Source organism: Actinoplanes sp. NPDC024001 (assembly GCF_040638955.1).
Lineage (GTDB): Bacteria > Actinomycetota > Actinomycetes > Mycobacteriales > Micromonosporaceae > Actinoplanes.
The window spans coordinates 22,418-42,370 of sequence record NZ_JBEZZB010000053.1 but is presented as its reverse complement, the minus strand read 5'-3'; the positions used below and the strand labels follow the sequence as shown (position 1 = coordinate 42,370).

The 19,953-nt window shown below is 71.0% G+C and carries 22 protein-coding genes; 11 read left to right on the top strand and 11 right to left on the bottom strand.

The genetic code is table 11. From position 1 onward, the window contains the following. The first annotated feature begins 62 nt into the window (after nucleotides 1-62). On the top strand, nucleotides 63-2,729 hold the full coding sequence (locus AB0F81_RS21720) for a penicillin acylase family protein (RefSeq protein WP_360199939.1): 2,667 nt from the start codon (nucleotides 63-65) through the stop codon (nucleotides 2,727-2,729). A 95-nt stretch (nucleotides 2,730-2,824) separates the two neighbouring features. Further along, entirely contained in the window at nucleotides 2,825-3,292 is a 468-nt protein-coding gene (locus AB0F81_RS21715) for an RICIN domain-containing protein (RefSeq protein WP_360199937.1), read from the top strand. 435 nt (nucleotides 3,293-3,727) lie between these two features. Here AB0F81_RS21715 and AB0F81_RS21710 read toward each other — a convergent pair whose 3' ends face one another. The 4 genes from AB0F81_RS21710 to AB0F81_RS21695 are packed head-to-tail and all read right to left on the bottom strand — an operon-like array spanning nucleotide 3,728 to nucleotide 7,628. Beyond that, on the bottom strand, nucleotides 3,728-4,543 hold the full coding sequence (locus AB0F81_RS21710) for an ABC transporter permease (RefSeq protein WP_360199935.1): 816 nt from the start codon (nucleotides 4,541-4,543) through the stop codon (nucleotides 3,728-3,730). Then, complete coding sequence (locus AB0F81_RS21705; protein WP_360199933.1) at nucleotides 4,540-5,385, bottom strand: ABC transporter permease; 846 nt, start codon at nucleotides 5,383-5,385, stop codon at nucleotides 4,540-4,542. Before AB0F81_RS21705 ends, AB0F81_RS21710 begins: the two co-directional genes overlap by 4 nt. A gap of 1 nt (nucleotide 5,386) precedes the next feature. Then, complete coding sequence (locus AB0F81_RS21700) at nucleotides 5,387-6,592, bottom strand: ABC transporter substrate-binding protein (protein ID WP_360199931.1); 1,206 nt, start codon at nucleotides 6,590-6,592, stop codon at nucleotides 5,387-5,389. Next, nucleotides 6,585-7,628, bottom strand: coding sequence for an ABC transporter ATP-binding protein (locus tag AB0F81_RS21695; RefSeq protein ID WP_360199929.1), 1,044 nt, complete (start codon nucleotides 7,626-7,628; stop codon nucleotides 6,585-6,587). Before AB0F81_RS21695 ends, AB0F81_RS21700 begins: the two co-directional genes overlap by 8 nt. 107 nt (nucleotides 7,629-7,735) lie before the next feature. On the opposite strand from AB0F81_RS21695, the gene AB0F81_RS21690 reads away from it, so the two are divergent. From AB0F81_RS21690 to AB0F81_RS21680, 3 genes are all read left to right on the top strand, one after another. Continuing rightward, nucleotides 7,736-8,509 carry a GntR family transcriptional regulator gene (locus tag AB0F81_RS21690; RefSeq protein ID WP_360199927.1) on the top strand — a complete coding sequence of 258 codons (774 nt, stop codon included), beginning with the start codon at nucleotides 7,736-7,738 and terminating at the stop codon, nucleotides 8,507-8,509. 41 nt (nucleotides 8,510-8,550) lie between these two features. After that, on the top strand, nucleotides 8,551-9,282 hold the full coding sequence (locus AB0F81_RS21685) for a cache domain-containing protein (RefSeq protein ID WP_360199926.1): 732 nt from the start codon (nucleotides 8,551-8,553) through the stop codon (nucleotides 9,280-9,282). A gap of 126 nt (nucleotides 9,283-9,408) precedes the next feature. After that, nucleotides 9,409-9,912: a hypothetical protein gene (locus AB0F81_RS21680; RefSeq protein WP_360199924.1), complete on the top strand. Its 504-nt coding sequence runs from the start codon at nucleotides 9,409-9,411 to the stop codon at nucleotides 9,910-9,912. A 109-nt stretch (nucleotides 9,913-10,021) separates the two neighbouring features. Here the strand turns inward: AB0F81_RS21680 and AB0F81_RS21675 are convergent, their stop codons facing one another. Further along, nucleotides 10,022-10,621 carry a dihydrofolate reductase family protein gene (locus AB0F81_RS21675; RefSeq protein WP_360199922.1) on the bottom strand — a complete coding sequence of 200 codons (600 nt, stop codon included), beginning with the start codon at nucleotides 10,619-10,621 and terminating at the stop codon, nucleotides 10,022-10,024. Nucleotides 10,622-10,716: 95 nt separating this feature from the next. Here AB0F81_RS21675 and AB0F81_RS21670 point away from each other — a divergent pair, with 95 nt between their 5' ends. Genes AB0F81_RS21670 through AB0F81_RS21660 form a run of 3 tightly spaced genes read left to right on the top strand, consistent with a single transcriptional unit; the run spans nucleotide 10,717 to nucleotide 13,410 of the window. Further along, complete coding sequence (locus tag AB0F81_RS21670; protein ID WP_360199920.1) at nucleotides 10,717-11,235, top strand: helix-turn-helix domain-containing protein; 519 nt, start codon at nucleotides 10,717-10,719, stop codon at nucleotides 11,233-11,235. After that, a complete protein-coding gene (ligA, locus tag AB0F81_RS21665) occupies nucleotides 11,232-13,229 on the top strand; it encodes an NAD-dependent DNA ligase LigA (RefSeq protein ID WP_360199918.1) in 1,998 nt (665 codons plus the stop codon). The genes AB0F81_RS21670 and ligA overlap by 4 nt, the downstream gene beginning before the upstream one ends. Beyond that, nucleotides 13,222-13,410, top strand: coding sequence for a hypothetical protein (locus AB0F81_RS21660; protein WP_360199916.1), 189 nt, complete (start codon nucleotides 13,222-13,224; stop codon nucleotides 13,408-13,410). Before ligA ends, AB0F81_RS21660 begins: the two co-directional genes overlap by 8 nt. A 299-nt stretch (nucleotides 13,411-13,709) precedes the next feature. On the opposite strand, the gene AB0F81_RS21655 is transcribed toward AB0F81_RS21660, so the two are convergent. Then, nucleotides 13,710-14,930, bottom strand: a complete 1,221-nt coding sequence (locus tag AB0F81_RS21655) for a DinB family protein (protein ID WP_360199914.1) — start codon at nucleotides 14,928-14,930, stop codon at nucleotides 13,710-13,712. A 95-nt stretch (nucleotides 14,931-15,025) separates the two neighbouring features. Further along, on the bottom strand, nucleotides 15,026-15,901 hold the full coding sequence (locus AB0F81_RS21650) for an AraC family transcriptional regulator (RefSeq protein ID WP_360199912.1): 876 nt from the start codon (nucleotides 15,899-15,901) through the stop codon (nucleotides 15,026-15,028). Nucleotides 15,902-15,986: 85 nt separating this feature from the next. Between AB0F81_RS21650 and AB0F81_RS21645 the strand changes: the two genes are divergently transcribed. After that, nucleotides 15,987-16,613, top strand: a complete 627-nt coding sequence (locus AB0F81_RS21645; protein WP_360199910.1) for a methyltransferase domain-containing protein — start codon at nucleotides 15,987-15,989, stop codon at nucleotides 16,611-16,613. 48 nt (nucleotides 16,614-16,661) lie between these two features. Here AB0F81_RS21645 and AB0F81_RS21640 read toward each other — a convergent pair whose 3' ends face one another. From AB0F81_RS21640 to AB0F81_RS21630, 3 genes are read right to left on the bottom strand one after another with little or no spacing between them, the layout of a single operon-like run. Next, complete coding sequence (locus AB0F81_RS21640; protein WP_360199908.1) at nucleotides 16,662-16,823, bottom strand: hypothetical protein; 162 nt, start codon at nucleotides 16,821-16,823, stop codon at nucleotides 16,662-16,664. Next, nucleotides 16,820-17,035, bottom strand: a complete 216-nt coding sequence (locus AB0F81_RS21635; RefSeq protein WP_360199906.1) for a helix-turn-helix transcriptional regulator — start codon at nucleotides 17,033-17,035, stop codon at nucleotides 16,820-16,822. The genes AB0F81_RS21640 and AB0F81_RS21635 overlap by 4 nt, the downstream gene beginning before the upstream one ends. Next, a complete protein-coding gene (locus AB0F81_RS21630) occupies nucleotides 17,035-17,514 on the bottom strand; it encodes a DUF2975 domain-containing protein (RefSeq protein ID WP_360199904.1) in 480 nt (159 codons plus the stop codon). Before AB0F81_RS21630 ends, AB0F81_RS21635 begins: the two co-directional genes overlap by 1 nt. Nucleotides 17,515-17,602: 88 nt before the next feature. On the opposite strand from AB0F81_RS21630, the gene AB0F81_RS21625 reads away from it, so the two are divergent. Both AB0F81_RS21625 and AB0F81_RS21620 read left to right on the top strand, forming a co-directional pair. After that, entirely contained in the window at nucleotides 17,603-18,052 is a 450-nt protein-coding gene (locus AB0F81_RS21625; protein WP_360199902.1) for a pyridoxamine 5'-phosphate oxidase family protein, read from the top strand. 14 nt (nucleotides 18,053-18,066) lie between these two features. Next, on the top strand, nucleotides 18,067-19,029 hold the full coding sequence (locus AB0F81_RS21620; protein WP_360199900.1) for a YafY family protein: 963 nt from the start codon (nucleotides 18,067-18,069) through the stop codon (nucleotides 19,027-19,029). Here AB0F81_RS21620 and AB0F81_RS21615 read toward each other — a convergent pair. Then, a complete protein-coding gene (locus AB0F81_RS21615) occupies nucleotides 19,020-19,937 on the bottom strand; it encodes an SDR family oxidoreductase (RefSeq protein WP_360199898.1) in 918 nt (305 codons plus the stop codon). The two genes, AB0F81_RS21620 and AB0F81_RS21615, sit on opposite strands and share 10 nt — an antisense overlap. Nucleotides 19,938-19,953 lie beyond the last annotated feature (16 nt).

Here is a 19,953-nt window from a genome sequence, read left to right as displayed (position 1 = left end):
TCATCCATGGGCGTCACTCGGTCGAATGCCCGGTGTCCACCGACCGAGGTTTAGGAGCCCCGATGCGCCTCGCCCTGTTGTCCGCCGCCCTGATGGCGGCCGGCTCGATCGTCGTCCTTCCGCCCACGTCCGCCCGGGCCGCCGCCTCCGTCGTGCGCGACGCCGACGGCGTCCCGCACATCAAGGCCGCCAGCGCGCACGACCTCTTCTACACGCAGGGCTGGGTGCACGCCGAGGACCGGCTCTTCCAGATGGACGTGACCCGGCGGCGCGCCTGCGGCACGCTCGCCGAACTGCTCGGGCGCGGCGCGCTGCCGAGCGATGTGCAGATGCGACCGTACGGGCTGAGGCGCACCGCCGAGAAGAGCCTCCCGCTGCTGTCCCGTGAGACGCAGGACGCGCTGCGGTCATACGCCGAGGGGGTCAACGCCTGGATCAACCGCGGCAGACTGCCCGGCCAGTACGCGACCGTGCAGGTCAGCAAGGTGCCGCCGTGGACGCCGGTGGACAGTCTCGTGGTCAACAAGGCGCTGGCCTTCACCCTCTCGTTCGACCTGGACATCGACCGGAGCACGAACGTGCAGGCGTACCAGGCGGCCGGCGTGGACGGGCACACCGCGGTGTTCCAGGACCTGTACCCGTTTGCGCCGTTCGCCCAGGCGTCCCCGGTGATCGACGCGACCACGGTCCGGACCAAGGCCGTTCCGGCGAAGCTGGCCGACGACTACCTGCGGCGCGCCCAGCAGGCGCCGATGATCGTCGACGCGCTGAACCGCTCCGGCGACCGCGGCTCCAACTCGTGGGTGATCGGCGGCAGGCACACCACGACCGGCCGGCCGATCCTGGCCAGCGACCCGCACCTCGGCCTGGAGGCGCCGGCCGTCTTCCACCCGATCACCCTGGAGGGCGGCGGGTTCGACGTGCAGGGCGACAGCCTGCCGGGCACGCCGTTCATCGTGCTCGGGCAGAACCGGCACATCACCTACGGCGCCACCCAGCATCTCGCCGACGTGACCGACACCTACGTCGAGAAGATCGAGAAGGACCCGGCGTCGCCGAGCGGCCTGTCCACGGTGTATCAGGGCAAGCGCGAACCGGTGCGGGCGATCGAGGAGACGTTCCGGGTCAACCCGCGTACCGGGGGGAAGCTGGACGTGCTGGAGCCGGCGCCGGCCGGCCGGACCCTGATCGTGCCGCGCCGCAACAACGGGCCGCTGCTGTCGGTCGACGAGAAGGCCGGCACCGGGCTGTCCGTGCAGTACACCGGGTTCTCCCCGACCACCGAGCTGGAGGCGTTCCGCCGGCTCAACCTGGCCCGGAACGTCGACGACTTCCGGGAGGCGATCCAGCACTTCGACGTCGGCTCGCAGCACTTCGTCTACGCCGACGTGAAGGGGACCATCGCCTACTTCACCAACGCCGAGGTGCCGGTCCGCGAGGACCTGCAGGCCGGCAGGGTGCGCGGCAACCCGCCCTACCTGCTGCGCGACGGGACCGGCGGCAACGAGTGGCTGCCCGTCACCAACCGGCAGCCGAACCAGTCGGTGCCCTACGAGATCATCCCGTTCGCCGAGCTCCCGAAGGTGATCAACCCGCCGGCCGGGTTCATCGTGTCGGCCAACAACGACCCGACCGCCAACACCTTCGACAACGACGTGCTCAACCAGATGCGCCCGGGCGGCGGCATCGCCTACCTCAGCTTCGTCCACAACGGCTTCCGCGCCCGCCGGATCACCGACATGGTCCGCGCCGCCGTGGCCCAGGGCCCGATCTCGCCGGCTGACGTGCAGGCGATGCAGGCCGACACCACCTCACTCGACGGGCAGTACTTCACGCCGTACCTCGCTCAGGCCTGGAAACGAGCCCGCGCCAGCAAGGTGCCCGCGCTCGCCGAGCTGGCCGCCGACCGGCGGATCGCCGAGGCCGCGGGCCGGCTGGCCCGCTGGAACCACACCTACCCGACCGGCATCCCGGAAGGCTACGACGCCGCCGACCGCGACGGCCGGCTGAGCCCGCCGTCGCAGCGGGAGATCGACGAGAGCGTGGCGGCCACCATCTACGCGCTGTGGCGCGGCCGGTTCCTGGTCAACACGCTCGACCGGCACGTCCAGGCGATCTCGCCGAAACTGCCGACCGCCGACGTCCAGTCGGTCGTCGCGGTGCGGCGGCTCCTCGACGAGTTCGCCACCCGCAAGGGCGTGGGCCGCTCCGGCATCGACTTCTTCGCGGTGCCCGGCATCGCCGATCCCACGGATCGGCGCGACTTCCTCATCCTCCAGAGCCTGGGCGACGCGCTCACGCTGGCCGCGTCCGACAACTTCAAGCCGGCGTACGGGAACTCGACGCGGCAGAGTGACTACCGCTGGGGCAAACTGCACCGGGTCACGCTGACGTCGCCGCTGGGTGCGCCGCACAACATCCCGTCCGAGGGCAACCGCTTCCCGTCGCCGCTGCCCGGCCTGCCCGGCATCCCGATCGACGGCGGCTTCAACGTGCCGGACGTCTCCGGCCACCCGGTCCGCGCCGACGCCGCCGACAGGTTCACCGTCGGCCTGGTCCCGGTCCGCCGCTTCGTCGCCGCGGCGACCCCGTCCGGCTGGCGCACGGTGAACGCGATGCCCGGCGGCGCCAGCGAAGACCTGGGGGACCGCTTCGAACAGAACCTGCTGCCGCGCTGGCTCACCAACGACACGTACCCGGTGCGCCGCTTCGACACCGCGACCGGCTGACTGCGACGCCGGGCCGGGTGGCGCGTTGTCACCCGGCCCGCCGTCGTCCTGGCATATCGGCCGTCCCGCGGACCGATCCTTCCTATCGTGAGGGCATGGCGACCCGTCGTGCTCTCGTCCTGCTCGTGGCCGCTGCCCACCTCGGCGCTCCCACCCCCGCGGCCGCCGCCCCGGCCCCGCCGCCGCTGCTGCAGGGCTGGCTGGTCACCGGCGAGGCGCCGGGCCGCTGCCTGACCGGCGGCGTGGTCGGCGTGGTGCTGCACACCGCCGCGTGCCGGCCGGAGAGCCCGGCGCAGGGCTTCTACCAGACCAGCGACGGGCACTTCACCAACAACGGCAACTGCGTCCGCCCGGACAGCCTTGCGCGCGGCGCGATCGTGCGGGTGGTGGCCTGCAATTATCAGGACGATCAGGCGTGGTGGTTCACCACCACGCTGCGGGCGGGCCGGTTCGGCCGCTGCCTGACCGAGGTCGCCGTCTCCAGCGCCGGCCAGGGCACCGTCCGCCTCCGCGACTGCACCGGCGCCGCCACCCAGAGGTGGCGCACCCACACACCCCGCTGATCGAGCGGCCCGCCACCGGCCGGTCGGCCGCCGCTCCACAGCCCGTGCCCGCCGCCCGAGCCGTCCCTCCCGCCCCTCACACAGCCTCAGCGCCGGCCCACCAGCTCCGGCTGGCCGCCACGCACCCAATGCGGTGTTCTCAAGGTGCCTCAGCGCCAGCCGAACTGGCCCGGCTGGCCGCCATGCACCTAACGCGGCGTTCTCGAGGTGCCTCAGCGCCAGCCGAGCAACCCGGGCTGGCCGCCATGAAACCTCACGCGGCTGCCATTGTCGGCTCCGCCGGAAAACTGACCCCGTGGTTCCGGCCCAATCGGGACCACCTCCTGAAGCATCGGGAGGTGCTGAGCGTGGAGGACTGGGCAGAGATCCGGCGGCTCGGCGGTTCGGCGGCTCGGCGGTTCGGGATGAGCGCCGGCCGGGCATTTCGGGAGCCGGTCAGGTGCGGCTGGCGCCGGCCTCCGGGCCGGCCAGCCGCTGGGCCAGCCACACCGGGATGACCGACAGCACGATCAGGACGGCCGCGACCACGTTGACGATCGGCGCCTGGTTCGGCCGGAACAGGTTGTTGAAGATCCAGATCGGCAGCGTCGTCACGCCCGGGCCGGCCGTGAACGTCGTTACGATGATCTCGTCGAAGGAGAGCGCGAACGCCAGCAGCCCGCCGGCCAGCAGCGCCGTCCGGATCATCGGGAACGTGATGTAGCGGAACGTCTGCCACGGCGACGCCCCGAGATCGGCGGACGCGTCCTCCAGGTTCATGCCGGTGCGCCGCAGCCGGGCCAGCACGTTGTTGTAGACCGTCACCACGCAGAACGTCGCATGCCCGACGATCACCGAGAACATGCCCTTGCCGATGCCCAGGTCGCCCATCACCGAGCGCCAGGCGCTGTCCAGCGCGATGCCGGTGACGATGCCGGGCAGGGCGATCGGCAGCACGATCAGCAGCGACACCGTGTCCCGGCCGAAGAAGGCGAACCGTTGCACGGCGAACGCGACCATCGTGCCCAGCACCAGCGCGACCGCGGTGGCGCCGAGCGCGGCCTGGACCGAGGTGAGCAGCGCCTGGCGGGCGCCTTCGTTCGCCCAGGCCGCGGCCCACCAACGGGTGGTCAGGTCGTGCGGCGGCCAGGCGAACGTACGGTCGCCGTTGAAGGAATTGACCAGCACCAGCAGCAGCGGGACGTAGATGAAGATCAGCCCGAGGGCCATCATGGCGCGCAGCGCCCAGCGGGCGGTGGGGGAGAGCGTCACAGTTCCTCCAGGGCGCCGGAGCGGCGGACCGCGACCAGGTAGACGACCATGATGGCGACCGGGACGGTGGCGATCGCGGCGGCGAACGGCAGGTTGTTGGCCGCGCCGATGTTGGCGTAGACCAGGTTGCCGATCAGCTGGGTCTTGCCGCCGACGATCTGCACGGTGATGTAGTCGCCGAGCGACAGCGAGAACGTGAAGATCGACCCGGCGATGACCGACGGCACCAGGATCGGCAGCACGATGGCCCGGAACGTACGCCAGGCCCGCGCCCCCAGGTCCGCCGACGCCTCCAGCATCGAGTCGGGCAGCCGTTCCAGTCCGGCGTAGACCGGCAGGATCATGTACGGCAGCCACAGGTACGACAGCACCAGGATCGTGGCGAACAGCCCGTACCCCGGTCCGCTGCCCGGCCCGCCGAGCAGCGTGTCGACCGGGCCGCCGTTGGCCAGCAGGATCCGCCAGGCGTACGCCTTGACCAGGTAACTCGCCCACAGCGGGGTGAGGATCGCGATGACCAGCCAGTGCCGGGACCGCGCCGAGGCGACCTTGGCCATGAAGAACGCCATCGGCACGGCCAGCACCACGCAGATGCCGGTGACCGCGGCCGCCACCCCGACGCTGCGCAGGGTGACGGCCCGGTACACCTCCTCGGTGAGCAGGGTCCGGAAGTTCGCCAGGGAGAACTCCCGGACCGTCTCACCGGTGAACCCGTTGACCGTCCAGAACGCCGACACCAGCAGCACCGCGAGGGCGCCGAGGTAGGCGACGACCAGCCAGAGCAGCGGGGCGGAGAGCAGCCCGGCCAGGCGCAGCCGCGGGTGCCGATGGAGAAAAGACACGCTATCCCTTGACCGTCGTCCAGGCCTGGGTCCAGGCCGCGTAGTCCTTGCAGGTCACATCGGTACGCCCGTCGACGCACTGGGCCAGCGGGGTGGTCCAGTACCAGACCTGGTCGAAGTAGGCCTCGTCCTCGGCGTGGAACGTCGTGCAGTGGTTCGGGTCCTTGGTCTTGCCGCAGGACAGCTTGTTCGACGGGGCCTCACCGAACCATTCGGCGACCCCGGCGTTCGCCTCCGGGCTGATGATGTGGTTCATCCACAGGTACGCGCAGTTCGGGTGCTTGGCCTTCGCCGACACCATCCACGTGTCGGACCAGCCGGTGGCGCCCTCGGTGGGCAGGACCACCTCGACCGGCGCCTTGTCGGCCTTGGTCAGGTTCGCGATCACCTGCCAGGTGGTGCCGAGCACCGAGTTGCCGGCTTTGAACGCCTGCACCTCCTTGGTGTAGTCGGACCAGTACTCGCCGATCGCCTCGTTCTGCTGCTTCAACAGGTCGACCGACGCCTGGAACTGGGCCTCGTCGAGGGCGTACGGATTCTTGATGTTGAGTTCGGGTTTGGTCTTCATGAGGTAGAGCGCGGCGTCGGCGATGTAGATCGGCGAGTCGTAGGCGGTGATCTTGCCTTTGTAGGGCGACGCCGGGTCGAAGACCGCACCCCACGAGGTCGGCGCGGGTTTGACCACGTCGGTGCGGTACATCAGCAGGTTCGCCCCGCGGCCGTGCGGCACGCCGTAGGGCTGCCCGTCGACCGAGTTCCAGGTCTTGTTCTTCAGGCTCTCGAACACGTCTGTGTAGTTGCTGATCAGGTCGGTGTTGACCGGGGCCACGTCACCGCCGTAGATCAGCCGCAGCGACGCGTCGCCGGAGGCGGAGACCACGTCGTACTCGCCGGTCTTCATCAGCGCGACCATCTCGTCGCTCGTCCCGGCGATCTTGTTGTTGACCTGACAGCCGGTCTCCTTCTCGAACCCGGTCACCCAGTCCACGGCCTTGTCGGTGGAGCCGTCCTCGACATATCCGGCCCACGACACCACGTTGACCGAGCCCTCGCCGGCGCCCAGCGACGCCATCTTGTCGATCTTCGGCACCTCGAGCCCGCCGGGACCCGAGCCGCTGCCCGAGTCGCCGTCGCCGCCGCCGCATCCGGCGAGCGTGAGCACGCCCGCCGCCAGCGCCGCCACGACCATCCTGCTTCTGCTATGCATGCGCGGTCTCCTTCTCCTCCGGGGGGATCTCGACGACGTGGTCGTCGTGCCAGCTCAGCCGCACCCGTTGGGCGCGGGCGGCGAGCGGGGCGCCGTTGTGCCGGTTCTGCGAGACGACGACGACCCGGGCGCCCACGTCGAGGTCGACGACATAGCGGGTCAGCGGCCCGGCATAGATCACCTCGGCCACGGTGCCGGGCGTCCCGGCCTCGGCTTCGCCGTCGGCCTCGATCAAGATCTTTTCCGGGCGTACGGAGAAAGCACCGTCCCGATCGAGCAGTGCCTTCGCGGTGTCCCCGGCGAACACGTTGGACGTACCGACGAAGCCGGCGACGAAGGAGCTGGCCGGCGTCTCGTAGACCGCCTCGGGTGTGCCGACCTGGGCGATCCGCCCGTGCTCGAAGACCGCGACCCGGTCGCTCATGGTGAGCGCCTCGTCCTGGTCGTGGGTGACGAACACGAAGGTGATGCCGGCCTCGCGCTGGATCGCCTTCAGCTCGACCTGCATCTGCTCGCGCAGTTTCAGGTCGAGGGCGCCGAGCGGCTCGTCGAGCAGCAGCACCTTGGGCTGGTTGACCAGGGCCCGGGCCAGCGCGACCCGCTGCCGCTGACCGCCGGACATGGCGGCGGGTTTGCGGTCGCCGAAGCCGGCCAGCCGCACCTTCTCCAGGGCTTCGGCGGCCCGGGTGCGGCGCTCCCGCTTGGACACCTTGCGGACCTTCAGGCCGTACTCCACGTTCTCCAGCACGGTCATGTGCGGGAAGAGCGCGTAGTCCTGGAAGACCGTGTTGACGTCGCGCTCGAACGGCGCCAGCCGGGTCACGTCGCGGCCGCCGAGCTCGACGGTGCCGGCGGTGGGCAGCTCGAAGCCGGCGATCATGCGCAGCACGGTGGTCTTGCCGGAGCCGGACGGCCCGAGCATCGAGAAGAACTCGCCGTCGGCGATCTCCAGGTCGATGCCGGCCACCGCCTCCACGCTGCCGAAGGTCTTGCGGAGCCCGGAGAGCCGGATGGCCGGGTGAGGTGTGTCGGTCACGTGAGTCCCTCAGGCGTCGATTTTCGGAAAACGTATGGCGTTAGACTTTAAAGGTCAAGGTCGCCCGGTAACCGCTTGGTAAACAGCCGTGAGGAAGAATCAAGGTCATGCCGGACCGAGCCAGCGCGCGATCCGTGGTCTTCGCACCACTCGACCCGCACAGCCGTGCCGAGACCGTGGTCCGGCGGCTCACCGACGCCATCACGTTCGGCCTGCTCACCGACGACGAGCAGCTGCCCAGCGAGGCCGACCTGGCGGCCCAGTTCGGGGTCTCCCGGGTGACCGTGCGGGAGGCGCTGGTCGCCCTGCGGCACCGCAACCTGTTGGAGACCCGGCGCGGGCGCGGCGGCGGCAGTTTCGTCCGTGCGCCCTCCGGCAACTCGGACACCTCGCTGCGGTCCCGGCTGACCGAGCTGAGCCTGCCGAACCTGCGCGACACGGCTGACCACTACGCGGCGATCGCGGGGGCCGCCGCGCGCCTGGCCGCCCAGCGGGCCACCCCCGACGACGTCGAGCGCATCACCTCGGCCGTCGACGAGGGCTGGCCGGTGCACCGGGTCGAACGCGCCTTCCACCTGGAGGTCGCCGCCGTCGCGCAGTCCGCCCGGCTGGCCCGCGAGGAAGTACGATTCGGAACGGAACTGGGCACGCTGCTCTGGTCGCCGGCGCTGCACGCGGCCGGGTCGCCCACGCTTCACACGGCCGGGTCGCCGACGCCGGACGGGGCCGGTGAGACCGGCGATCCGCACGCCGACCACCGGGCGATCACCGCCGCCATCGAGACCGGTGACGGCGACCTGGCCCGGCGGCTCACCGAAGAACACATTGAGAAGGCCGTCGACCGACTGATAAACCTGCATCTGACGCTGGTCGAGCCGTGACCGCGCCCGTCGCAAGAGTCGAGGTGGGTCCTGTGGGACAAGTGAGCACCCGCACCGCAGCGCCGGCCGGCACCGCCCTGGCCGACCACGTCACCACCCTCGCGGAGCAGACCTTCGCCGTGGCCGAGCGGCTGCGCCGGTGCGCCGAGGAGCTGTTCGCCGCCGTCCAGCCGATCCGCTCCACCGACCTGGTCGCGGTGCGCCCACAGTCGACCGCCGCCCTCGGTGGCCTGATCACCGGCGCCGGCGTGATCACGGTTCCGCTGGCTGACGACCGCTCCGGTCTGGAGTGGTGGATGGACAGCCGCCCCGAAGGCCGCACCCGCCTCGAGCTCGACCTCGACCCGGCCAGCGACACGTTCGTCGACGTCAGCCGGCAGCCCTGGTTCGCGGTGCCGCGCGACACCGGCAACCGGCACGTCACCGGGCCGTACGTGGACTACGTCTGCGCCGAGCAGTACACGCTGACCTTCACCGTCCCGCTGACGTTCGCGGGCAGCTTCGCCGGCATCGCCGGCGCCGACGTCTTCGTCGGCGACTTCGAACGCGCGCTACGGCCCGCGCTGCGCGCGATCGGCGCGCCGGCCGCCCTGGTCAACACCCAGGGCCGGGTCATCGCCGGCAACACCGCCCACCACATCACCGGCTCGCTGGTCCGCGAACCCCACCTGCGCGCCGCTCTCCAGAAGGGCACCGCGCAGGCGCTGGTGGACGGCTCGGGAGTGGTCCCGTGCGGCACCCTGCCCCTGGCGGTTCTCACCTTCGGCCGCTGACCGCCGGAAATGGCGGGTTCGCCCATTCGAGTGCATTCACGGTGCGCAGTGAACTCGACCGTGAATGGCGGAGTGGTGGTGGTGAGTGGCGCGACGAATAAGCGCTGCCGGCCGAAAGGAACAGCAATGAACAGCCGAATCCTGCGGATCGCCGCCACCCTGCTCACCTCGTCCGTCGTCACCGCGGGATTTCTGGCGGGAAACACGCCGGCGCAGGCCGCTGGGTGCGTGGAAAGCCGGGCCACAGCCCGGGAACTGGCGGCCTCCGGAGACTTCGTCGAGGCACGGGACCAGATGGAACTGCTCTCGTTGACCATTCGGACATCAGAGTCGGCGGGATGCGCCTGGGGCATCGTGTCCGGTGTGGTGCCGGGCCTGATGAGCGCTGCGGTATGGGTGGACAGGTCGCCGGACGGTGGCGCGACCTGGGTGAAGAGCGCGGTGCGCAAGGTGGGGCCGGGCAACTGGAGTACCTACACATCCGCGTACGGCACCGACGGATACGACGCCGTTCGTGCCTGCGGCCAATACAGCCGGCAGAACATCACGAGCGACATCAGTCGCCAGACCGGGATCTCCGATTTCCCCACCACGTCGGACATCTACTGCACGTGGTGGGTTGCCGTGTGATTGCCGGGCCACCTGCCGTTTCCCGGCGGTCGCGCTGGGGCGTCCGCCCGTGCCCGATCGCGCATGGCCACGGGCGGTGTAGTTCTGGGGCACGTGGCCGCTCGTACGATCAATGGGTTGTCACGCGGTAGGTGATGTGCGTGGCCAGCGACGCCGTGCGGACCTTGAGCTGCTCGAGGCTGAGCGGCGGAACGCCGTCGAAGAGGCGCTGGCCGGCGCCGAGGGTGACCGGCGCGATGGTGAGGGTGAGCTGGTCGACGAGGCCGGCGGCGAGGAACTGGTTGAGGGTGGCCGCGCCGCCGGCGATCGCGATGCGGCCGTCGCCGGTGGCCTCGCGGGCCCGCTCGAGGGCGTCGTGGATGCCGCCGGTGACGAAGTGGAAGGTGGTGCCACCGGCCATCGGCAGGTCGGCGCGCGGATGGTGGGTGAGGACGAAGACGGGCTTGTGATAGGGCGGCTCGTCGCCCCACCAGCCCTGCCAGGACAGGTCCCACTCGCCGCGGATCGGGCCGAACATGTTGCGGCCCATGATGAACGCGTCGGCGTCGACGATCTCCTCGGTGATCGCCTTGTTCTCCTCCGGGGTGTCGAACATCCAGCGGTGCAGCTCGTCGACCGGGCCGTCGCCGAACGGCTTGTCGGCGCTCAGGTTGGGGCCGGCGACGTAGCCGTCGGCGGACATGGAGATGTAGGCGTGGACGAAGGCCATGACTCTCATCCTCTGCTAACTGGTTGCAGGTTGCTATCGGTTTGGACCGTAGCGAAGACCGGTTGTAGACTGCAAGTGGTTATGAGGAGGAAATCGTGGACGATCACCGGTCCGGGTGCCCGATCAATCTGTCGCTGGAGGTGCTCGGTGACAGGTGGTCGCTGCTGATCATCCGCGACATGATGTTCGGCAACCGGCGGCACTTCCGGGCGCTGCTCACCCAGTCGCAGGAGGGCATCGCCTCCAACATCCTCGCCGACCGGCTGCAGCGGCTGACCCAGCTCGGCATGATCAGCTCGGCGCCGGATCCGCGGCACAAGCAGCGGGTGCTGCTCAGTCTCACCGAGCCGGCCATCCAGCTCGTGCCGGTCCTGGCCCACCTCGGCGCGTGGGGGCGCCGCCACCTGCCGGTCACGCCCGAGCTGGCGATCCGCGCCGAGCTGCTGGAGCGGGGCGGTCCCGAGATGTGGGCGCGGTTCATGGACGAACTGCGCGAGCTGCACCTCGGTGTGCCGCGGCCGGCCGGGACCCCGTCGGTTCTCGACGAATTGACCGCGGCCTACCTCGCCGAGGCCGAAAAACTGTCACACCCCAGCCGTATTCTCACCCCATGACCGCAAGCTTCCCGTTCCCGACCCGCGACGAGTTCGACGAGGCGGTGGAGCAGGCGCGCGCCGCCGCGCAGGCCTACTACGACACCGGCGACGCGCTGATGACCGACGCCGACTACGACGTGCTCGCCGACCGCATCGCCGCCAGCGTCGCGGCGCACCCGGAGTGGGACGACCGGGGGATCACCACGGCGGTCGCGGCCGGCGCGTCCGCGGGCGGCGACGTGCGGCACCCGGTGGCGATGCTCTCCCTCGACAAGATCAAGACGCCGGAGGAGGTCGCCGAGTTCGTTGCCACCCTGGGCGGCGACGGCTGCCTGGTCGAGGTGAAACTCGACGGTCTCGCCATCCGGGCCGAATATGTCGAGGGCCACCTGGTGCTGGCCGCGCTGCGCGGCGACGGCACCACCGGTGAGGATGTGACCGCCCAGGTGCGGCGGGGCATCGCCGGGCTCCCGGAGAAGCTGGCCGGTCCGTGGAGCGGTGAGGTGCGCGGCGAGGTCTACATGACCGTCACCGACTTCGAGACGGCCAGCGCCAACCGGGTCGCCGCCGGCAGCAAGGCGTTCGTCAACTCGCGCGGTGCGGTCGCCGGGTCGATCCGGGCGATCGACCGCAACTACGAGGCGCCGATGACCTTCGCGGCCTATGAGATCAGTGGCGAGTTCGCCAGCCACCTGGCGGCGATGGCCGAGGCCGAGAGTCTCGGGTTCACCCCGGCCTGCAATCTGATCCCCGAGGTGGCGGGGGAGCTGCACACCGCCGAGCAGGTGATCGCGGCGATCGAGACGATCGGTGCGCACCGCTCCGACCTGGCGTTCCCGATCGACGGCGCGGTCATCAAGGCCAATCTGGCCGGCACCCGGCGCCGGCTCGGTCTCGCCAGCCGCACGCCCTATTGGGCGACCGCGTTCAAATACCCGCCGGACACCGCTTCCACGGTGCTGCGCGACATCCAGGTGCGGGTCGGGCGGACTGGGCGGATCAGCCTGCGCGCGATCGTCGAGCCGGTGCACGTCGCCGGCACGACGGTGACCTATGCGACCCTCCACAATCCGCAGTGGGTCGCCGAGCAGGGCCTGGCCATCGGGCAGACCGTCGCGGTGTGGCGGGCCGGTGACGTCATCCCGCGGGTCACCTCCCCGATCGGCGAGCAGCCACACGGCCTCACCCCGTGGGCCGCGCCCGAGGAGTGCCCGCAGTGCGGCGAGCCGTGGGACAAGTCGAGCCTGCTGTGGCGTTGCCACACCGCCTCGTGTTCGGCCGCCAACGCGCTGGCCTATTGGTGCAGCCGTGAGGCACTCGACGTCGACGGCGCCGGCGACGCGTTCTGCGACGTCCTGGTCGAGCAGGGGATCGCCCGCAACGTCGCCGACCTCTACGACCTGACCGTCGACCGCATCGCCGAGCTTCCGGTGGGCAAGACCGCCGCGGGCGGCACGGTGACGCTGGGCCGCAACAACGCCGAGCGGATCATCGCGGGGCTGGAGGCCAGCAAGGCGCAGCCGTTCAACCGGGTGGTCACCGGGCTCGGCATCCGGATGACCGGCCGCAGCGTCGGCCGCTGGCTGGCGGCGCACTTCAAGACGATGGAGGCGCTGCGAGCCGCCACCGTGGAGGAGATCGCCCAGATCGACAAGATGGGCCTGATCAAGGCCCAGCACGTGGTGGACGGGCTGGCCGCGATGAGCGACGTGATCGACCGGCTGGCCGCGCACGGCCTGACCATGGCGGTCGTCGAGACCGGCGGGCCGAAACCGTGGGAGGGCAAGAAGGTGGTCGTCTCCGGCTCGGTGCCCGGTCTGAGCCGCACCGAGGCTCAGGAGGCCGCGGCCCGCCTGGGCGCGTCGGTGTCCGGTTCGGTCAGCAAGAACACCGACATCCTGGTGGCCGGCGACGGCGCCGGCAGCAAACTGGCGAAAGCCGAGGCGCTGGGGGTGACGGTGATGAGCGCCGAGGAGTTCGCGGCGCTGGTGCAGGAGACGGCCGTTGCCTGATGCGAGCCGGGGCGAGTGGACCGTCGAGCGCCATCTGGCCGGGAAGCCGCCGCAGGTCGTCGCGCTCTTTCAGCGTTTCATCGACATCGCGGAGGGGTGTGGACCGTTCACCGAGTTCGCCGGGTGGGTGGCTGAGGCCTATGCGGTGGGGGCGGGCGCCCATTTGACCAGCCGGTCCTGATCCCGGCGGGCCGGCTTGGTGGGTGCTCGCTGCCGGTCAGGTCCGGCTTGCTGTGGGCTGGGCTGGCTAAGCAGCTTCGCAGTTCCGCCGCCAGCCGCCGCCGCCGCCAGCCGCCGCCGCCAGCCCCCCGCCACCGCCGGCAGCTGCCGTCGCCAGCCGCCGCCCGCCGCCGTCGCCGGTTGCCAGCAGTTCGCCGCTTGCTGGCGACCGCCTGTGGTCATGGCGTTGGTGAGCGCCGGCGGCGAATGGCCGCGGCTGATATCTGCGTGTGCGGCTGGCTGCGGCCGATGCTGCCGGCGTCAAGCGGCGTGGGGTCGGTGTTCGGCTAGGTCGGCCAGGCGGTCGAGGGAGGCGCGGAGCCGTTCGGCCGTGGTCGCCTGGGCGCGGGGGATGCGCTGGGCGTCGGTCAGCTGTGACCAGTCGTAGGTGTGGGTGACCCGCGTGCGAGCGGGCCCGACCGGCTCCAGCTCCCAGCGCCACAGATGGCCGGGCGGGGTGCGGTCCGGCTCGGCGGGGCGCCAGGCGATGCGGCGGCCCTCGGCGAACTCGACGATGTGGTTCTCGCGGATGTTGCCCTTCGTGGTCGTCATGGCGAAGACGTCGCCGATCGCGCGGACCCGTCGGCCGGTGACCGCGCCGGCCAGGTTGTCGTTACCGTCCCAGCGGGGTTGCTCGGCCGGGGTGGCGATGAGCTCGAAGACGGTCTCCGCCGGGGCGGCGATCAGCCGGGTGGCGTGGACCAGCCGCCCGGACTCCCGGAACAGCGCGTCCAGGTCCCGCTCCGCGTAGAGCCGGTGCTCCCACTCCTCGCCGAGAACCGTCTGCAGGCACTCCCGGACCGGATAGCTGCGGGACTCCGGCCAGCCGGGGCCCTCGACCGGCTCGGTGTGGCCGGCCAGCGTCTCCTCGGTCAGCCCGTCCAGGAACCGCCGGACGCCGGCCATCCGGTCCCGGCGCAGGGCCAGCACGGTCTCCAGCTCAGGCCGGGCCTGGCGGTCGCGGGGGATGCCGGGCGTGTCGGGCATCTCGTCCCACGGCAGGCCGAGCAGATCCCACGGGGCCGGATCGCCGAGGACAGCACGCCGGAGCCAGGCGTCGGTGGCGAACACCAGGTGCCGCAGCGTCTCGATGAACGACCACTCGCCGCCGACCGAGTCGTGCAGCCGCGCGGGATCCAGGGCGCGGGCCCGTTCGACGGTGCCGGCCCAGAGCCGTTCCAGGATGTCCCAGGCCTCGCGGAAGCCGGCCACATCGGTGGGCCGCATCCGGGCCCGGTCCGGATGGCGGCGGTCGAGTTCGGCCTCGACGTAGCCGCTCACCTCAACACCGTTGATCGTCACGTCGGCGATCTCGCCGTGGATGTCGACGTCGACCAGCTCGACGCCGCGCATGACGACCTGGTGCAGCCAGACGGCGTGGAACCGGGTGCCCCGCAGGTCGCTGGCGCGGAACTGGGCGTCGCGCAGCGACACCCGCTCGAACCGGGAACCGCTGAGATCGTCACCGGCGAAGTCGGCCATGAACCCCGACCCTAACGGGCGACGCGGCCGCCCGCCGCCCCTCGCCCGCGGCCCCTCGGCCGCCGGCCGAAGGGCGGCGGTCCCGCTGCTGCCCGTCAGCCGGCGGCCCGCCATTGGGCCGGCGTCATGTTGTGGTCGGCGCGGAAGCGCCGGATGAAGTACCCGGCGTCCGGATAGCCCACCCGCCGGCTGATCGCCGCCACGGTGAGGTCGGTGTCGGCGAGCAACCGCCGGGCCTGCTGCATACGGCGCTGCGTCAGCCACTGCTGCACCGTGCGCCCGGTCCGGCGGCGCACCACGGTGGTCAGGTGGCCGGGCGTGAGGGACAGCTCGGCGGCGATGTCGGCCAGCGAGACCGGTTCGTGGAACCGGCGTTCGATCACGTCGAAGACGGCGGCCAGCAACGGTTCGTCTCCGGCGCGCAGGGCGCCGGCCACGTCGGTGGTCAGCCGGGAGACGGCGACCAGCAGCAGCGTCAGGTGGGCCAGGGCGGCTTCGCGATGCCCGTCGCGGCGGGCGCGCAGCTCGGTGTCGAGGGCGGCGAAACGGTCGTACCAGGCGGTGCGTTCGGCGGGTGGCACGCGCAGGCGCTGCGCGCGGTCGGCGCCGCGGGCGAACGGGAACAGCAGCGGATGGGAGCGCCAGGACGGGTACGCGCCGGCGGGCCGGATCACGTCGGCCGGGAACCAGGCCACCCAGCCGTCGTCGACGATCTGGTTGTGCGGCGTCGTGAACGACACCACCTGCCCGGGCGCGATCACGAACACGTCGCCGTCGGACATGGTCCAGGTGCGGCCGTCCAGTTCGATTCGGCCGTCGGCCCGGTGCGCATAGAAGATCACCAGGAAGTCGTGGGCGTGGGTGTGCCCGACGGCCCGCAGCTCGGCGGGCACGCGGCTGACCGCGACGGGTGGCCCGCCGGGCGACGAGTCCCAGCCGACGACAACCGAAGAATCTCCTATCGCTCCCACAGATCCGCCATTGTCCGTGTGCTTGCCAGGCATGACGCTGATGGTACGACCGAATTCCGTCCCATACCTCGATCGGAAGTGCATGATGGCAGCCACCCGACAGGACTATCTGCCGGCCATGGGGCAGCACTGGCTGCTCTTCCTCTACGACCCGCTGACCCGGTTCTGGGGTGTGCCGAAGGTGCACGGCGCCCTGCTGGACCGGGCCGGCCTGCAACCCGGGCAGCACGTGCTCGACATCGGGTGCGGCACCGGCAACCTGCTTCTCGCGCTGGCCCGGCGCCTTCCCGGCGTACGCCTGAGCGGCATCGACCCGGATCCGGCCGGGCTGCGCCGCGCCCGGCGCAAGGCCCGCCGTGCCGGCGCGCAGATTGATTTCCAGCAGGCGTACGCCGGAAGCCTCCCGTTCCCCGACGCCAGCGTCGACCGGGTGCTGTCCTCGTTCATGCTGCACCACCTCGGCGACGAGGAGACGGCCCGCGCGGCCGCCGAGATCAAGCGGGTGCTGCGCCCCGGTGGCCAGGTGCACATCGTGGACGTGGCCGGGCTGCACTCCACCGGCAGGCTGGCCCGCAAGCACCCGCACCTGACCGGTGACCTGCCGGCGAAGGTGCTCGGCACGCTGCGCGCCGCCGGGCTGACCGAGGCCGCCGAGAACGGCCGCGGCAGCGACCGATTCGGCGGCCACGTCTTCTACCGGGCGGCCGGCTGACCCGGACGACCGTGTGGATCCCGGGTGTGCCCCGGGATCCACACGGTGTCACCGGGAGCGGGCCTTGCGGGCCGACCACACGGTGTAACCGACGGCGCCGATGATCAGCAGCAGGCCCAGGCCCTGCAGGCCGGGGGAGTCGTCGGCCTCGCCGAGGACCATTCCGGCGACGCCGAGCGCGATCGCGACAACCAGCAGCAGATATCTCATTCGGACTCCTCGTCCACCCATTCCAGCAGGTCACCGGGCTGGCAGTCGAGCACCCGGCACATGGCCTCCAGGGTGCTGAACCGGACCGCCTTGGCCCGGCCGTTCTTCAGCACGGCGATGTTGGCCGGGGTCAGGCCGACCCGCTCGGCGAACTCGCCGACACTCATCTTGCGTTTCGCCAGCTCCACGTCGATGCGGACGACGATCGGCATCAGATCACCGCTTCCATGTCGGTGCGCAGTGTGGTGGCCCGGCGCAGCAGCGCCCGCATGACCACCATCAGCAGCCCGATCACCGCGACCCCGACCAGCGCGAGGAACAGCAGCAGCGGCAGACCCGGGTCGCTGGCGTTGAACCCGACGTAGAGGAAGACCCCGGCCAGGACCACCCAGCCGGCGGTGATCGCCCAGACGATGACGTCCACCCACTTCAGCGACTCGTCGCTGAAGATCCGGTCGTCGCGGACCCGGGTGAGCAGCTTCCAGGTGGCCACGATGACCACCTGCACGCACACCACCCAGAAGATCGACACGATGGTGGCCGGCCACCGTAGATAGGCGTCCTCCGGGCTCTCCTTCGCCATGTGGGCGAACTGACCGGGCAGCGACACGGTCTCGAAGAAGACCAGCACACCGAAGAGGGCGACCAGGAAGAACCGCAGGGCGGCCACCGCTCGACTTTCCGTAACCATAGATCGACTATCGCGGGTCACCTATCGAAAGTCAATAGGTACCGAGCGAGAGTCGATCTATCGGGTCGGTGCGGCATGATGACTGTCCATGGATCCGGTGGAGATGGCACGCGACGTTGTCGACACGAACTTCTACATGACCCTGGGCACCGCGGACGCGGCCGGCCGGCCATGGGTCTCCCCGGTCTACTTCGCGGCGGCCGGGTACCGCGACTTCTACTGGGCGTCGGTCCCGGAGGCGGTCCACTCCCGCAATCTGGCGGTGCGCGCCGAACTCAGCATCGTCATCTTCAACTCGCAGGTCCCGGTCAACCAGGGCCGGGCTGTCTATCTCGAAGCGGTCGGCGCCGAGGTCGCCGCCGGCGATCTCGACGCGGGCATCGCGATCTACAACCGGCCGGCAGCCGCGCGCGGCGCCAGCATTTTTGGTCGTACGGACCTGCAGGCGCCCGCCCGCCACCGGTTGTACCGCGCGACGGCCGTGCGGCAGTACCTGCTCGACGGCTCGGACCAGCGGATCCCGGTCCGGCTCGGTTAGCGCAGAATCGAGCCGTGCGCGCCGCCCGCCTGATCAACCTCGTCCTGCTGCTGCAGTCGCGCGGCATGCTGACCGCCGCCGAACTCGCCGCCGAGCTGGAGGTGTCGGAGCGGACCGTCTACCGCGACGTGCTCGCCCTCTCCGCGGCCGGGGTGCCGGTCTACGCCGAGCAGGGCCGGGCCGGCGGATACCGGCTGGTCGGCGGCTACCGGACCCGGCTGACCGGGCTGAACCGTGCCGAGGCCGAAGCGCTGTTCCTGGCCGGACTGCCCGGTCCGGCCCGCGACATGGGCCTGGACGAGCCGGTCCGGGCGGCCCGCCGCAAGGTGCTCGCCGCGCTGCCGCCGGGTCTGCGGGACGCCTCCGAGCGGGCCGGCCAGCGGTTCCACCTGGACGCGCCGGGCTGGTTCGACGACCCCGACCCGCCGCCGCACCTCGCCGAACTGGCCCGGGCGGTGTGGCAGGACCGGGTGCTCACCATGCGGTACCGGCGGCGCGAGGAGGTCACCCGCACCGTCGAACCGTACGGTCTGGTTCTCAAGAACGGCATCTGGTACCTGGTCGGCCGGGTGGGTGACGACCTGCGCTCCTACCGGGTGGACCGGATCATCGCGGTGGAGCCGGCCGGGGAGACCTTCGAGCGGGACCCGGACTTCGACCTGCCGGGATTCTGGGCCGAACGGGCGGCCGCGTTCGTGCGGCAGATGCTGCGCGACACGATCACGCTGCGGCTCAGCCCGCACGGCGTCCGCATGCTGCGGTTCGTCGCGGAGCCGCCGGCGGTGCAGCAGGCGATGGCGGACGCGGGCGAGCCGGATCCGGACGGTTGGGTCCGGACCCGGCTGCCCGTCGAGTCGGTGGAGGTCGCTTACACGTACGTCATGCGGTTGGGCCCGGAGGCTGAGGTGCTGGAGCCGCCCGCATTGCGTGCCCGGCTCGCGGAGGCCGCGCGCCGCCTGAACGACCTCTACCGATAACCGGTGACATCGGCGGGTTTGCCGGGATCCTGCACCTCGACCAGGTAACGCCAGGCGTCCGGCTGGCTGCCGTCGAGGTCGGTGAAGCCGTAGACCTTCGCCAGTTCGCCGCTGGAGACCGACTTGCCGTTCCAGCGGGCCCGGTCCTCGTCCGCCGCGAGGGCGGCGACCGCGCGCCCGACGTACGCCGGGGTTTCCGAGATCGCGAAGTGCGGCTCCTTGGCGCAGGCGTCCCGCCAGTTCTCCTCGGTGACGCCGTAGATCTCCAGCATCATCTCCGAGCGCAGCCAGCCCGGGGTCAGCGCCACCGCGGTCGCGCCGTGCTCGGCCAATTCGGCCGACCAGACGAACGCCAGCCGGTTCACCGACCATTTCGCCAGGTCGTAGAAGGCCGACAACCGGTAGTTGGTGGAGTTGTAGGCGGTGGTCCCGTCACCGATCTCCAGGACCAGGCCGCCCGGGCGGCGGATCATGAGCGCCAGCGCGTAGTGGCTGGTGATGATGTGCGTGTCGATCGCCTGGCGCAGCAGCCGCAGACCCGGCTCGAGCGGCTGCTCCCAGACCGGCTTGTTCCAGGTGGTCAGCGGGTCGCCGCCCCACACGTCGTTGACCAGCACGTCCAGGCGGCCCTGCTCGTCGTCGATGCGCTGCACCAGGGCAGCGACCTGCTCGTGGTCGAGGTGGTCGACGGCCACCGCGATGCCCGTGCCGCCGGCCGCGGTGACCAGCTCGGCGGTCTCCTCGATGGTCTCCGGGCGGTCCATCGGCGACCGGTTGGCGCGGGTGCTGCGGCCGGTCGCGTAGACCGTGGCCCCGGCCGCGCCGAGCTGCACCGCGATCTGCCGTCCCGCGCCGCGGGTCGCGCCGGCCACCAGAGCGACCTTGCCGGTCAGTGGTTTGTTCGTCATGGGTGTCAGCTTTTCC